Origin of the sequence: Flavobacterium sp. AJR (genome assembly GCF_002156885.1) — a bacterium.
GTDB lineage: Bacteria > Bacteroidota > Bacteroidia > Flavobacteriales > Flavobacteriaceae > Flavobacterium.
The window spans coordinates 1-14188 of sequence record NZ_NCWQ01000040.1; the positions used below are offsets into that span (position 1 = coordinate 1).

Consider the following 14188-nt stretch of genomic DNA (forward strand, 5'->3'; position numbering starts at 1 on the left):
TAGTATATTTTAATTCTTATTGTTCTGACTTTATTGAGTAATCCACATTAGAATAATTTTATTATTTTAAATTACATCTTATTGATAATAAATTCACTACGTCTATTTATTTGATGTTGTGCTTCAGTACAATAAACTCCGTTTGAGCAATTATTAATAAGCTGTGTTTCTCCGTAACCAATCGCACTTTCGATTCTATCAGGGGCAATTCCTTGAGAGATTATATAATCTCTGGTTGATTTTGCTCGTCGGTCAGAGAGTTCAAGATTATATTGATCATTAGCTCTGGAATCGGTGTGGGATTCTATCTTAATAATTATACTTGGGTATTGACTCATTAATAAAACTACTTTATTTAATTCTATTGCAGCATCGTATCGAATATTCGATTTATCAAGATCAAAGAAAATAATACCAATTTTTATTTTTAACAAACCGTCTTTACGTTCTATAAGAGCAGGGTCAAGGTCAATAGGAACTTGTATTACTCCAGAACTTTCGGCTGTAGTAATTGCTTTTATATTTGTTGCAAAATTATCTTTTGCAGCTTCAATCGTGTAAGAAGTACTGCAAGCAATGTTTCCGTCAAACTCGTAACTACCATCAATTTTAGAAACTGTTTCATCAATTTTTTGATTTTCTTTATTTTTAAGCGTAACAATGGCTCCCGCTATTTTAGCATTAGAAATAGCATCAAAAACATATCCTTTAATCGATTGTGTACAGCTTCTTTCGAATGAATAAATATCATCATCGCCTTTGCCTGTTTTTCTGTTGGAACAAACAAAACCTTTATTTGTTTCTTCGTTTACGATATAACCAAAATCATCCAGACTACTATTTAATGGAGCGCCAAGATTAACGGGCGTATTAAAGATTTCGTTGTTTAATCGGCTTTCAAAAACATCAAGTCCACCCAGACCCAAGAATCCATCAGATGAAAAATATAATGCTTTATCAGTTATAAAAGGAAACATTTCGCGTCCGCTAGTATTTACTTTTTCGCCTAAATTTTTAGGATTCGAATATTGATCTCCTCCTAAAATATCGACAACAAAAACATCTGTAGAACCAATTGTTCCTGGCATATCTGAAATAAAGTATAGTTTCTTTCCGTCTTTACTTACAGATGGCTGCCCAACAGAATAATTATCACTATTAAAAGGAAGTTCTTTTACGTTTTCCCATTTTACAGTACCGTTTCCATTTTCTACTGCTTTTGCCGAATACATTTTTAAATTATTGATTCCTTTAGCATCTCTTTTCAGTTTGCCGTTATAATTATTTCTTGTAAAATAAATTGTTTTTTCGTCAGGCGAAAAGCCACACATGCTTCATGATATTGTGTTGTAATCTCTTTCCCGAAACGCTCTTTAAAAGTCACATCGGTTTGTGTTGGGCTAATTTTACCTAGTTGAAGGTTTAAAAATGGCTGATCATTCCATCCGTATTTAGCTGTTTTTAAATAAGAAGAATCTACGGTTGTAGAGTAAACTAAATCGCCTTTATAAAACATTGGCCCAAAATCGGAATAAGCCGAATTTATATCCAAATTTTCGAGTATAAACTGTGGTTTTATAGCTTTAATATCTTCTAGTGTTACTGTTTTTAGTGAGAAATTCTCGCCTCTGGAATCGGATGCTTTTTGTTTTTCAGAAAAGCTTCTCATCCATTTTTTAGCCAATTCATAATTCTGGATTCCTTGTAATGATTGTGCATAACGGAAATAATATTCAGATGAAACTTCATTTGAATAATCGGCAAGGAGCTTACCATACCATTTACTTGCATTTTCCATTTGCGTATTAAAATAATGAGCATCACCAACACGCTGCAAAATCTCTTTAGAAACATCTCCATTTTTTATAGACATTTCATACGATTTTGCTGCTTCTATATAATACATTTTATCAAATAGAGCGTCGGCAGTTTTGTTTTTCGTTTGCGAATAAACCAACTGCATAACTAATAATACAAGTATAATAATCGTTCTTTTCATATAGCATAGTATTAAAAGAATCTAGGCGATTTTAATCCTTTTTTGCGTGATACCAATTCAAATCTTAGCATAATTTCATGTGTGCCACTATTGTAATTTTGTAATTCGGTTGTGGTATAATCATACGCATAACCTACTAGTATTTGCGGTGATATTTGCAAAGAAACCAATCCGCTTACTGAATCTGAGGTACGATATGATGCGCCAAGAGTCAGACAATCGTTAAACATGAAATTGGCCGAAAAATCAGCAATTAATGGTGCGCCTGCAACGTACTTAAGCAAAGTTGCTGGTTTAAATTTTGTGTTAGCTGATAAATCAAAAACAATTCCACCAATAAGATATAAGTGCATGCGTTGGTTTACAAGATCATCCGCAATATCATCATAATCATATCGTTCTCGTGTCATAAAATTCGGAATTGATAGTCCGATGTAATCTCTTTCTCCGTGCCAATATAAACCTGCACCAATAACTGGCAAGAATTTGTTGGTAATGTTTTCGCGAAACTGAGCATCAGGATCTCTATAACTTCCTTTTGTCCAATCGATATTTAATACGCGTCCGCCTCCTTTTATACCAAAAGATAATTGATGAGTTGGTCCTGATTGTATCGTATAAGAGAAATTAGCATCTATGTATTGTTCTTCCGAAGGTCCGATTTCTTCACTAATTACAGATAAGCCTAATCCAACACGTTTTCCTAGTGGCGTATCTAAACTAAATGATGCCGTTTTTGGTGCTCCTTCCAGACCAACCCACTGGGTTCTGTATATTCCGGTTACAGCCAAATGTCCTAACGATCCGGCATACGCAGAGTTAACACTAAGCGTATTATACATATACTGTGTGTATTGCGGATCTTGTTGTGCCAAACTGCTAAATACAGATAGCATCGTTATGATGGTGAAAATCTTTTTTATATTTTGAATCATAGCCAATTTAATTTTGGTTATTTATTTTAAATAAAGCCATCCTGAGGTTTTAGCCGAACCATCTCCGAGATCAAGGATGTAGAAATAGGTTCCTTCTGGAAGCACTTTCGCAGATCCATCTGCTTTTCCATCCCAAGTATTATTATATCCTTTTTTATTGTAAATTAAATTCCCCCAACGGTTAAATATCTGAAGGCGATTATCTGGATATTGTGATATACAATCGATATAAAAAGTATCATTTTGTCCGTCGTCATTTGGAGAAAACTCATTGTAAATTTTCAGGCAATTAGGAGAAATCGTTGCAGTATCCTGATTGTTTGACGGATTGGTATCTATCTGATCCATTTTTATTAAACTTGCCGTATTTAGATAATCTTTAAAGTCTAATACTTTTACATTAATTGTCAATATTTGAGAACTTCCTGCATTTACACTTGGTATTGTCCAGATTCCTGTTGAACTATTATATGCTCCCGATGTTACAGTAAAACTAGTTAATGAATATCCTTTTGGGAGAATGTCTTGTACCTCAACATTTGTAGCTGTTAAACCACCAAGATTTTCTGCTGTGATCGTGAAGATTACCTCGCTGCCCATAGGAACATCTGTTTTATCAACTTCTTTATTTATTGCAATATCAGTTGATGGGATGTTTATGAATTCTGAATCTTCATCGTCTTCACTTTGGTCTCCATTGTCGTTATTTGGTTTACTATCTGGATCAAACTGATTACTAGCAGTTACTTGAGCAATATTTTGATAATCGAAGCTATCAAGTCCATGCGGATTCTCGACTGTTACCTGATACGTTAGCGTTATTCCGCCAACAGGTACGGTTAAATTCACCCATTTTATGATGCTTTTGCTAAATACTCCTCCGTTATTGATGTTGGTAATATGAGATAATCCTATAGGAATCATATCTTCTACAGCAACTCCTGTAGCTGTACTCGGCCCATCGTTGTTTAGTTGTATGGTATAAGTTACGACTTCATTTACATTTGCATTTTTATTGCTGACTGTTTTTTCTAAACTTAAATCGGCAACAGCTACTTTAATTTGTAAACTATCATAATCATCTTCTGTAACAACTCCGTTATTTGGTGTAGAGTCAGGATCAGGCAGGTTACTAGCAATAATTTCGGTTGTATTTGTATATTCATTAGCAACTCCTGTTGGAGGGTTTACTTTAGTATATATATCAAGAGATTGTGTAGTACCATTAGCAACTATTCCTGTATTCCAAACACCTGTAATATAGTCGTAAAGACCACTTGTAGGACTGCTGGTTGTATACTCAAAACCAGGCGGTAATAAATCTTTAACTAATACGCCAGTTGCATCTGCCGGACCATCATTGGTAACAGTAACTGTAAAAATAACTTGTGAACCCACATCATGAGTTGCATCTTGATTTAATGCTATTTTACTAATAGATAAATCGGCCATAACAATTACTGGTGTTACTGATATGCTATCATAATCATCTTCTGTAGTTACTCCATTACCTGGTGTACTATCTGGATCTAATTGATCTGAAGTCATTATCTCGGCAGTATTAAGATATTCATCTGTAGTTCCGGTAGGTGTTTTAACATAAACATTAATTAACAAAGTATGGCTATTACCAGACAGAATCGTTCCAGGCGACCATATTCCGTTAACGCGATTGTAACTTCCAGAGGTTACATTATAGAATACAAAATCATATCCTGAAGGTAAAATATCTTTTATTGTTACGCCAGTTGCAGTACTCGGTCCTGAATTGGTTACTGTTACAGAAAAAGTAATTAAAGACCCTACATTAGGCGTAAGGGTATTATTAACGACTTTTTTATCTATCGAAAGATCTGCAACAGCGGAAACTGGAGTAAGTACGAGTGTAGAAATATCATCTTCGTTAGGATCATTATTATTTGGGGTACTATCCGGATCTAATACATTTGAAGCGTAAACCTCGGCCGTGTTAGCATAATTACCAGTAGTATTTACTTTTACAGTAACAAATAAAGAGGCAGAAGTACCACTAGAAACAGATCCTATATCCCAAATTCCAGTTGTATTAAGATATTGTCCCACTGTTGAGCTGTAGGTGATATATTGATATCCGCTTGGTAATAAATCGATTACTTTTACACCAGTTGCTGTTTGTGGACCGCTATTACTTACCGTAATTTCAAAAGTAACTGTTGAGTCGAATACAGGGCTTAAATTGTCTCCTAAAACAGTTTTTACAAGAGATAAATCGGCCATGGGACTAGTAGGAGTAACTACGGCTGTTGCATAATCATCTTCGGTTACAACACCATTATTTGGAGTTGAATTTGGATCTGGCAAACTACTTGCCGTTACTTCAGCAACATTTACATAATTGCCCGTTGCATTTACAATGGCAGTAATTTGTAGCGTTTGTGAATCTCCATTTATCAAAGATCCAATATTCCATTTTCCGTTAGTCTTATTATAAGTTCCTTTTGTAGCTGTAAAACTGCTATAAGTATATCCAGTAGGTAATAAATCTGTTACTTCAACTCCTGTAGCATTCTGAGGTCCACTATTAATTATAATAACCTCAAAAGTAACTTGATTACCAATTAACTGACTTAACTTATCTACAGTTTTAGTTAATGATAAATCCGAAGCTTGATTCGTTGGAATTATCGTTGCCGTTGCATAATCATCTTCTGTAGTAACTCCGTTATTTGGGGTAGAATTAGGGTCGGGAAGATCTGCTGCGGTTACCTCGGCAATATTTAAGTAATTACCTGTTGCATTTACAGTTCCTGTTATCTGTAAGGTTTCTGATTTTCCGTTAATTAAATTACCAACTGTCCATAAACCTGTTGTAGAATTGTAAGTTCCTGTAGAAACTGTAAATCCGTTATATACATATCCATCTGGAAGCAAATCGGTAACCTGAACACCAGTATCATCTTGCGGACCATTATTGGTCACTACAACACTAAATGTTACTTGTGAGCCAACTAATGGAGTTGGGTTATTAACTGATTTAGTTAATGATAAATCCGAAGCTTGATTCGTTGGAATTATCGTTGCCGTTGCATAATCATCTTCTGTAGTAACTCCGTTATTTGGGGTAGAATCAGGATCAGGAAGACCTGCTGCAGTTACCTCAGCAATATTTAAATAATCGCCTGTTGTATTTACAGTTCCTGTTAATTGCAGTGTTTCAGATTTTCCATTAATTAAATTACCAACTGTCCATAAACCTGTTGTTGAATTATAAGTTCCTTTAGAAACCTAAGTCTTTTTTTACATCAGCAGTTACGTTTGGACCGTCAGCTAACAAAAGAGTAGAACCATCTAAAACATATTGGTATCCTTTTGCTTTTCCAACTTTTTGGATAGAAGCTCTCACTTTTTCCATTAATGGTTTAACGATATCAGATTCTTTTTGTTGTAATTCTTTTTGAGCGTTATCTCTAAAGTCTACAATTCTTTTTTGCATGTCTTGAACTTCTTTAGAACGTTCTCCGTTAACTGCATCAGTAACTGTAGCTGATTCAGCTTCGTATTTTTTTAATTTTGCTTGGTATTCTTCTACCATTTTTTTGTAATCTGCATCATATGTACCGCTTAATTTCTCAAGTTGTTTTTGTGCGTCTATCATTGCTGGCATTTTAGACATAATTTCGCTTACATCAACGTGAGCTACTTTTGCTTGAGCATTCATTTGGTTTGCTCCTAAAACTAGTATTGCAGCAATTAGTAAAGTTTTGATTTGTTTCATCATCATTTTAAAATATTAATTAATTATTGGTCGTATTTCCTTGTTTTTCTTTGTCCTCTTTAGCCTTTTGCTCTCTTGCTTTTTTGGCAGCTTCTCTTTCTTCTAAAATCTTATTTCTTCTTTCTTCTAAAGCTTTTTTGCGTTCGTCATACAGTTTTTGTCGGTCATCAACCATTTTCTGTTTGTCTTCGGCTAATCTTTGTTTGTCTTTAGCTTCATCAGTTGCAGCTGTTTTTGCTGCTTCCGTTGTAGGAGTCGCAGTTGTTGAAACACCTTCTTTTTTTACTGTTTCAGAAACCGTGCCATTTTTTTTAGCTTCTCTTGCGTCTCTAATTGCTTTCTTATTCTCTTCGTATACTCTTATTTTTTCTTCCTGAGCTGCTTTCCTGTCTTCCAGTATTTTATCTCTTGCAGCTTTTCTTTCATCTAAGACTTTTTGTCTTTCTTGTAAAGCTGGACTTTCATCGATTGCAGCTTCTTTATTTTCTTTCGCTTCTTCTATAGCGAGTTGTTTTTTCGTAAGCTGTTCTCTTTTGTCTGTTCTGGTAATAACTCGTAAAACCTGATCGCTAACATCGTATCGCTTTGCTGCAAAAAGCATCGTTAAATCAGATGATCTATCAAAGATAAAATCATATTTTTTTGCTTCAGCAATATCTTGAACAGCAGTAAAAACTTGATCTTGTATTGGTTTTGCCAACGACGATTTTTGTCTAATTAAATCACCATTAACACCAAATCGTTGTTGTTGATAATTTAACATTTCAGTTTCAAGAAACTTAATCTCTGTTTCTCTTTCGTCAATTAGCTCATTCGTTAATAAAGCTTTTTCGGCTTTCAAAGCATCTTTAAGTTTATTGATGTCTAATTTCTTAGTCTCAATTTCTTGCTTCCACTTTTCTGCTTTTTGCTCTAATTGCGTTTGAGCCTCTTTATAGTCAGGGACATTTTGTAAAATATACTCCATGTCGATGTACCCTATTTTTGTCGATTTGGTTTGTGCCTGACTTGTAATTCCTACAATCAGGGCCAAAAATATAAATAAAAATTGTTTTCTCATAACATTAATTTATTTGAAATTTTTAACCAATACGATTAAAATTGTTGTCCAATAATAAAGTGTGTGCGTAAACCGCTTGGTTTTGTTTGTCCTGGCAATTCATCAAATCCGTAACCAAAGTCAATTCCTAATAATCCAAATGCAGGCATGAATACACGTAAACCAGCACCGACAGAACGGTATAAATCAAATGGATTATAATCTCTAAAGGTTGGATAAGATGAACCCGCTTCTGCAAATGTAAGCACATAAATTGATGCCGATTGCTTCAGTGTTATTGGGTAACGTAATTCCATAGAGAATTTATTATATATCGTTGCTCCAATTTGTTCACCATATCTAGGATTGGTTCTGTCTTCAATTATAGGTGTTAATGAGTTATTTTCGTAACCTCTTAACGCTACTGTTTCTCTACCATCCATAGAGTAATTAGCCATTCCATCACCTCCCATATAGAATCTTTCAAAAGGAACTACACCTCTAGCTTGGTCATAAGCTCCTAAGAAACCAAATTCAGTTAGCGTTCGGAGTACTAATTTACCATAAATTTTCGTGTACCAGTCAGCTTTGAACTTAATTTTGTAGTATTCTAGCCAATTAAATTTCTTTTGATCCACTTTTCCTTGGTCTGTAGCGGCAAGAGTATAGTCGCTAACCTTGTTTCCGTTTGCATCAATATAGTCACCTATTTGTACAATGTTTCCATTTGCATCAGGAACATTTGATCTATCAACAGTGTTTTGTAATTTGTATTCTTTTTCGTTTCCTAAGTTAGCATAGTCTATTCCGTTGAACAAAGAGTAAGGCGGAGTTACTTTTGCTGAAATACTAAATTCAGAACCATATGTTGGGAATATTGGGTTAACCCCTTTATTACTTCTTGTTAGTCCAATTGTATATGCTAAGTTTCTTGATGTTCCATTACCGAAAGTAAATAATCCAGTGTTGTAATTATGTAAATCGTAATGTTGGTAACTAATCGATTGTGATAGTACAAAGAAATCATCTGGTACAGATAATCTTTTGGCTTTACCAACAGATAATGTCAAGATGTTAAAACTCTTGCTCTTATCTACTTTTTGTGTAACATAGTTATTTAAAAACTGTGTACTGTAAGATATCGATGTACTAAATTGTACTGGTTTTTTTCCTCCAAACCAAGGCTCAGAAAACGATACACTATAAGTCTGGAAATAAGTACTTCCTTGTAAACGAAGGGCTACTTTTTGTCCATCACCCATTGGTAGTGGTTTGTAAGCGCTTTTGTTAAATAAATTTCTAGCAGAGAAGTTGTTGAATGAAAGCCCTAAGGTTCCAATAAAACCTCCACCACCGTAACCTCCTTGAAGTTCTATCTGGCTAGATCCTTTTTCTACAAGATGATATTCAATATCTACAGTTCCTGCGGCAGCATCAACATTTTTGAATTTTGGGTCGATTGCTTCAGGATCAAAGAATCCTAATTGTCCAATCTCACGAATAGTTCTTACTAATAAGTCTTTGCTGTATTTTTCACCTGGCTTAGTTCTTAGTTCACGGTAAATTACTTTATCGTTTGTTTTGTCGTTACCTACAACTGAGATTTTATTAAAATATGCAATTGGACCTTCAGTAACTCTAATTTCAAAATCAATAGTGTCATTTACGGTTTTTACCTCTACAGCATTAATGTTAGAAAATAAATACCCATTGTTTTGGTATAAATTGGTGATGTCTTCTGCATCAGGTTTCGTCTTATCGGCAATCCTTTTTTCTAAAAGTACACCATTATAAGTCTCTCCTTTTTTAATACCTAAATAACGATTTAATTGTTGGTCTGAGTAAACGGTATTTCCTAAGAATTTGATATCACCAAAGTAGTATTTGTTACCTTCTTCAATATCTACTTTTATCGCTAATGTATTTTTCTTTTTATCGTACGTAATAGAGTCATGCAATATCCTTGCATCTCTATATCCTTTTTCTTTGTAGTTAGCGATAACTTTATCTAAATCAGCTTTGTATTTGTCTTTAATGAATTTTGAAGCTTTAAAAATACGGATAGGATTTTTTTGCTTGGTGTCTTTCATTGCACCACGTAAAGATGCATCAGATAATGCTTTATTACCTTCAAATTCGATTTTGCTAATTTTCACCTTATCACCTTTATCTACACGCACCAGCATGTTCACTTGGTTTGTTGAGGTTGTATCGGCAGTAGTAGTAATAGTTACTTTTGTATTAAAGTACCCTTCTTTTTTGTATTTATTTTCAATATAATTCTTGGTTGTCGTAATTAAATTTTCGTTTACAATTTTGTTTTTTGTTAAACTGTTGTCTTTAATTAATGCTTCGACTTTACCTTTCTTAATACCAACAAATTTGACTTCGTTTAATTTAGGAAGCTCTACAATGTCTAAGTCCAGGTATATACTATCGTTTTCTATCCTATTTACGTAGAATGAAATTTCATCGAAAAGACCAAGCTTTCCCAGTTTTTTGATGGCTCCACTTATTTCTTCTCCAGGAACTGTTATTTCCTGTCCTTTCTGTAGGCCAGAAAAGGTAACAACTGTTTGTTCATTGAAACTTATTTTACCAATTACAGATACGTCGGCAAGAATATATTTTTTCCCTTGGTCAAAAGGAATTCTTTCTTGCGCTTTTATTTGTGAAAAACTACCAAAAACCAATAGGGTAAGTACTATTTTTATTCTTTTTTGTAACACTAAAAAATCATTTAATTTGTTCACTTGTTTTTCCAAATCTACGTTCTCTTTTTTGATAACTAATGATAGCCTCATATAAATCCTTTTCTTTAAAGTCTGGCCATAAGACATTAGTAAAATATAATTCTGCATAGGCAATTTGCCACAACAAAAAGTTACTTATTCTATGTTCTCCACTTGTTCGTATTAATAAATCTACATCTGGTAAATTTTGCGTGTAAAGATGCTCATTTATAATTGAATCGTCAATAGTGTCTATTGAAATTATATTATTTTTAACTTTATTACTGATGATTCTAACAGCGTTTACAAGTTCTTCTCTAGAACCGTAACTCAAAGCTAATGTGAGCGTAAGCCTTGTGTTATTTTTTGTTTTATCAATAACATCCAAAAGTTCTTTTTGAGCAGATTGAGGTAACTTTTCTAAGTTTCCAATTGCATTAAGTTTGATGTCGTTTTTTTGTAATGTACCAAGTTCTTTCTTTAATGAGTTTATAAGTATCTTCATTAAAGTTTCGATCTCTAACTTAGGTCTGTTCCAGTTTTCTGTAGAAAAGGCGTATAATGTTAAATATTCGATTCCTAGCTTGGCGCAAGATTCAATGGTTTCTTTTACTGATTTTGTTCCATTTTCATGACCAAAAGCTCTTAGGAAACCTTGTTGTTTTGCCCAGCGTCCATTTCCATCCATAATAATGGCTAAATGTCGTGGTAAGTTTGTTTTATCTAATGTGTCTAAATTCATTTTTTTTAATAAGGGCAATAGCAAGGTTTGTTTCCAAAGGTATACGTTAAAGTTACTCCCGAGAAAACATACCAATCATTATTATTTAAGTTTCCAAAACGTAATGATTTTAAATTATCATTATCTGGATTACTACCATCAAGGTTGTCTGTAAAGGTATATCGCGCTCCAACCTCTAATCCTAAGATAAAATTAGTGGTTAAATTTGTTTTTACACCTAATATCATAGGAATTGCAAATGAACCCGAATTCTTTTCTTTTTCTGTTTCCCCCGATTGAATGTATAACTGTTCGTATCTAAAATAGTTAATCCCTGAAAACACATACGGAGTAACCTTTCTTTTGGAATCATGTAAATTGAAGTCAAAAAAATTGAATTCAAGTCCCGCAGAAAGTTCTCGGATTGTGTTATCAAAACGACATCCTCTTTGTTTTCGACCACCTTCTTTTGAATCTGAATCATTTCCAGTGATTGTTGATTGTGTGTACGAAAAGCGATATGCATGTCTCGGACTTTGATTCCATCGATACAATACGCCAAAGGCAAGCTTTTCTGGCGCAATATACGTCGTGCTTCCCACATCTCCAACATAGTTACTACCTCCTAAAAAAACACCTACCTCATGTATCTGAGCGTTCATGCTTACAAAGGAGAAGAAACATAACAATAAATTAAAAATTTTGTTCATTTAATTAAAAATTGCGTGCAAATATAATAATTATCAATACGAATCAATGCTGATTAAGTTAAATCTGTCTTTTTTTGAATTAAAGATGAAATATCTCAACAATTACTGGATATTCGATACTTGCAAAACGAGAAAAAAACTACAAAAGTATGTCGTATGTTTAAAAAGAACTTAATTTCTTTTGTCTTCGCCCCAAAGTAGTTTGTTACGTAAGGTCTTTAAAAAGGTTTCTCCTGGGATTTCGACCATATTTATTTTAAAATCTGTTTTCTTTATTGTTAGAATAGATTCGTTTTTAACCGATGCTATTCTTGAGTCTAAAGAAATAAGATAATGATCCTCTCTTCCTGATACTCGAAGTTTAATTTCGGTATTATCTGGAATTATAAGCGGTCTGGCTGTTAAATTATGAGGTGCAATAGGCGTAATTACAAGACTGTTTACATCAGGAGTTAATATCGGGCCACCACAACTTAGTGAATATCCTGTTGAACCTGTTGGTGTTGATATAATTAATCCGTCTGCCCAATAAGAATTTAAGTATTCACCATTTAAATAAGTGTCTACTGTTATCATCGAAGTAGTGTCTTTTCTGCTTACTGTTACCTCATTCATTGCAAAGTTAAGTTCTTCGATAGCTTCATTTCTTGGCTCGGTTGTTAAACTTAATAAAGTTCTTTCGGATACAGTGTATTTTTTGTCAATTACAAATTGCATAAAAGCAGCTATGTTTTCTTTTTGTACAGTAGCTAGAAATCCTAATCGTCCTGCATTAATTCCTAAAATAGGAACTCCAGAATTGCGAATTAAGGTTGCTGCTCTTAAAATAGTTCCATCACCACCAATGCTTATAAGCATTTCAAAGCTACTGTCTAATTCTGTATGAGATGAAAAAGTTTTGTATTCTTTTTCGATTATCTTTTTTTCGTGAAGCATCTTCAGGAAATTGGCTTCGATAATCATTTCGACATTATTAGAAGTAAAAAAAACAAATATGTCTTTAATAATTGGGTCTGTACTATTTAGATAGTATTGTCCGTAGATAGCTACTTTCATTTGTTGCGTGGTCTTTATTGTCTTATCGTAAACGATTTTAGGTCTAATTTCTTTGTGCAAATTTCTATTAAATGATCTTGATTAGGGTCTAAATAAAAATTTAAATTATTGTAGACTAAGATATAGCTGTCAATCGCATAGTCAAAACCTCCATGAGATAAATCATCAATTAATTCGTAATCCGGTTTTCCGTGATACTTAATTATATTTTCTCGATTAAAATTAATTATTGGCTCAATGTATTTTTTTGTTAATGTAAAATTCGAAATTTTTTGATCTTTAACACTGCAAGAAAGTCCGCCAGCAAAATGTATGTATCCGTTTAGTGTTTTGAGTTTTTCTAGTCTTTCTTTAAATGTAAGATTTGAATTTTCAAAATTATAACCTTCAATGCCAGGGTCATTAATGTAAATTTCGATGATTTCAAAAATGTCAATAGTACTGTAATGATTTCCTAGTTTTATAAAGTCAATTTCTAATTCTTCAACCGAAATTTCATTTTGCACTAGTTTTGTTAGTTGGCTATTGTCAAATGCTATCATCCCGCTTTTTTCTATAGCTATATATTAAGGTACTTGTCTAAATAATCAGAGCGTTCCTTTAAATTATTTATATATGTGTCTTCTTGGTGTTCTGATATAATTTCGTAATTGTATCTTCGGAAGGTTTGAATAATTTCATTCATCGCTCCTAAACTAATTTTAATGGTTATCTGAACACTATCTGCACTAGCATCAGAAACAAATATACCTAAAAGCCTGCCGTTGTTACTTTCTACAATTTGAGTAATCTCACTCATAGAGTAATCCAGAAGTCCTTTTTTAACAATTATAATTCCTCCTGGTTCTTTTAAAAAAGGGGTTTCGTGAAAAAACTTAATGATATCGGTTATTTCATAAAAACCAAGGTAGGTGTTATTTTCGTCTAAAACAGGAATTAAATTGGTGTGGTTTTTGGCAAAAACTTCCAATACATCTAACCAAATCATATTACTTCGAGCAAAAAAATGTTCGAGAGTATATTTATAATCAATTACTTTCTTGTCGCTATCAAAGGTTTCAATATCGTCGGATGCGATACTACCAATGTAAACACCATCTTCCAGAACTGGAAAATGAGAGAAACTCAAATCGGCAAAGAAATCCTGAACCGAAGCTATGGTTTCCTGGCTATTGATTGCTCTAAAGTCATTGGTAATATAATTTGTAATGTCTGTCATAAATTAATCAGCAATATTTGATG

The 14188-nt window shown here is 33.4% G+C and carries 12 protein-coding genes; all 12 read right to left on the reverse strand.

Annotated features, from left to right (window positions below; translation table 11 throughout):
• Positions 1-71: 71 nt before the first annotated feature.
• Positions 72-1331 carry an OmpA family protein gene (locus B8T70_RS12020; RefSeq protein ID WP_242667462.1) on the reverse strand — a complete coding sequence of 420 codons (1260 nt, stop codon included), beginning with the start codon at positions 1329-1331 and terminating at the stop codon, positions 72-74.
• Positions 1265-1999 carry a tol-pal system YbgF family protein gene (locus tag B8T70_RS24215; protein ID WP_242667463.1) on the reverse strand — a complete coding sequence of 245 codons (735 nt, stop codon included), beginning with the start codon at positions 1997-1999 and terminating at the stop codon, positions 1265-1267. Before B8T70_RS24215 ends, B8T70_RS12020 begins: the two co-directional genes overlap by 67 nt.
• An 11-nt stretch (positions 2000-2010) precedes the next feature.
• Entirely contained in the window at positions 2011-2934 is a 924-nt protein-coding gene (locus B8T70_RS12025; RefSeq protein WP_086895004.1) for a type IX secretion system membrane protein PorP/SprF, read from the reverse strand.
• Positions 2935-2955: 21 nt separating this feature from the next.
• Positions 2956-6144: a gliding motility-associated C-terminal domain-containing protein gene (locus B8T70_RS12030; protein ID WP_304529090.1), complete on the reverse strand. Its 3189-nt coding sequence runs from the start codon at positions 6142-6144 to the stop codon at positions 2956-2958.
• A gap of 46 nt (positions 6145-6190) precedes the next feature.
• On the reverse strand, positions 6191-6688 hold the full coding sequence (locus tag B8T70_RS12035) for an OmpH family outer membrane protein (protein ID WP_035617878.1): 498 nt from the start codon (positions 6686-6688) through the stop codon (positions 6191-6193).
• Positions 6689-6707: 19 nt separating this feature from the next.
• Positions 6708-7748 (reverse strand): OmpH family outer membrane protein, encoded by a 1041-nt coding sequence (locus B8T70_RS12040; protein ID WP_039114835.1) that lies wholly within the window; start codon positions 7746-7748, stop codon positions 6708-6710.
• 35 nt (positions 7749-7783) lie between these two features.
• On the reverse strand, positions 7784-10531 hold the full coding sequence (gene bamA / locus B8T70_RS12045; protein WP_039114833.1) for an outer membrane protein assembly factor BamA: 2748 nt from the start codon (positions 10529-10531) through the stop codon (positions 7784-7786).
• Positions 10464-11201 carry an isoprenyl transferase gene (locus tag B8T70_RS12050; protein WP_039114832.1) on the reverse strand — a complete coding sequence of 246 codons (738 nt, stop codon included), beginning with the start codon at positions 11199-11201 and terminating at the stop codon, positions 10464-10466. Before B8T70_RS12050 ends, bamA begins: the two co-directional genes overlap by 68 nt.
• Positions 11202-11206: 5 nt before the next feature.
• Positions 11207-11890, reverse strand: coding sequence for a DUF6089 family protein (locus tag B8T70_RS12055; protein WP_086895005.1), 684 nt, complete (start codon positions 11888-11890; stop codon positions 11207-11209).
• Positions 11891-12061: 171 nt separating this feature from the next.
• A complete protein-coding gene (locus B8T70_RS12060) occupies positions 12062-12946 on the reverse strand; it encodes an NAD kinase (protein WP_039114827.1) in 885 nt (294 codons plus the stop codon).
• A 14-nt stretch (positions 12947-12960) separates the two neighbouring features.
• Entirely contained in the window at positions 12961-13488 is a 528-nt protein-coding gene (locus tag B8T70_RS12065) for a hypothetical protein (protein WP_039114825.1), read from the reverse strand.
• A 17-nt stretch (positions 13489-13505) separates the two neighbouring features.
• On the reverse strand, positions 13506-14165 hold the full coding sequence (locus B8T70_RS12070) for a CBS domain-containing protein (protein WP_039114823.1): 660 nt from the start codon (positions 14163-14165) through the stop codon (positions 13506-13508).
• Between the last annotated feature and the right edge of the window lie 23 nt (positions 14166-14188).

Bases quoted from the DNA above. Each gene is read 5' to 3' on its own strand.
- B8T70_RS24215 (WP_242667463.1), bottom strand. From the start codon at position 1,999: ATGAAAAGAACGATTATTATACTTGTATTATTAGTTATGCAGTTGGTT.
- bamA (WP_039114833.1), bottom strand. From the start codon at position 10,531: ATGAGGCTATCATTAGTTATCAAAAAAGAGAACGTAGATTTGGAAAAA.
- B8T70_RS12070 (WP_039114823.1), bottom strand. From the start codon at position 14,165: ATGACAGACATTACAAATTATATTACCAATGACTTTAGAGCAATCAAT.
- B8T70_RS12025 (WP_086895004.1), bottom strand. From the start codon at position 2,934: ATGATTCAAAATATAAAAAAGATTTTCACCATCATAACGATGCTATCT.
- B8T70_RS12060 (WP_039114827.1), bottom strand. From the start codon at position 12,946: ATGAAAGTAGCTATCTACGGACAATACTATCTAAATAGTACAGACCCA.
- B8T70_RS12050 (WP_039114832.1), bottom strand. From the start codon at position 11,201: ATGAATTTAGACACATTAGATAAAACAAACTTACCACGACATTTAGCC.
- B8T70_RS12035 (WP_035617878.1), bottom strand. From the start codon at position 6,688: ATGAAACAAATCAAAACTTTACTAATTGCTGCAATACTAGTTTTAGGA.
- B8T70_RS12055 (WP_086895005.1), bottom strand. From the start codon at position 11,890: ATGAACAAAATTTTTAATTTATTGTTATGTTTCTTCTCCTTTGTAAGC.
- B8T70_RS12040 (WP_039114835.1), bottom strand. From the start codon at position 7,748: ATGAGAAAACAATTTTTATTTATATTTTTGGCCCTGATTGTAGGAATT.
- B8T70_RS12065 (WP_039114825.1), bottom strand. From the start codon at position 13,488: ATGATAGCATTTGACAATAGCCAACTAACAAAACTAGTGCAAAATGAA.
- B8T70_RS12020 (WP_242667462.1), bottom strand. From the start codon at position 1,331: ATGTGTGGCTTTTCGCCTGACGAAAAAACAATTTATTTTACAAGAAAT.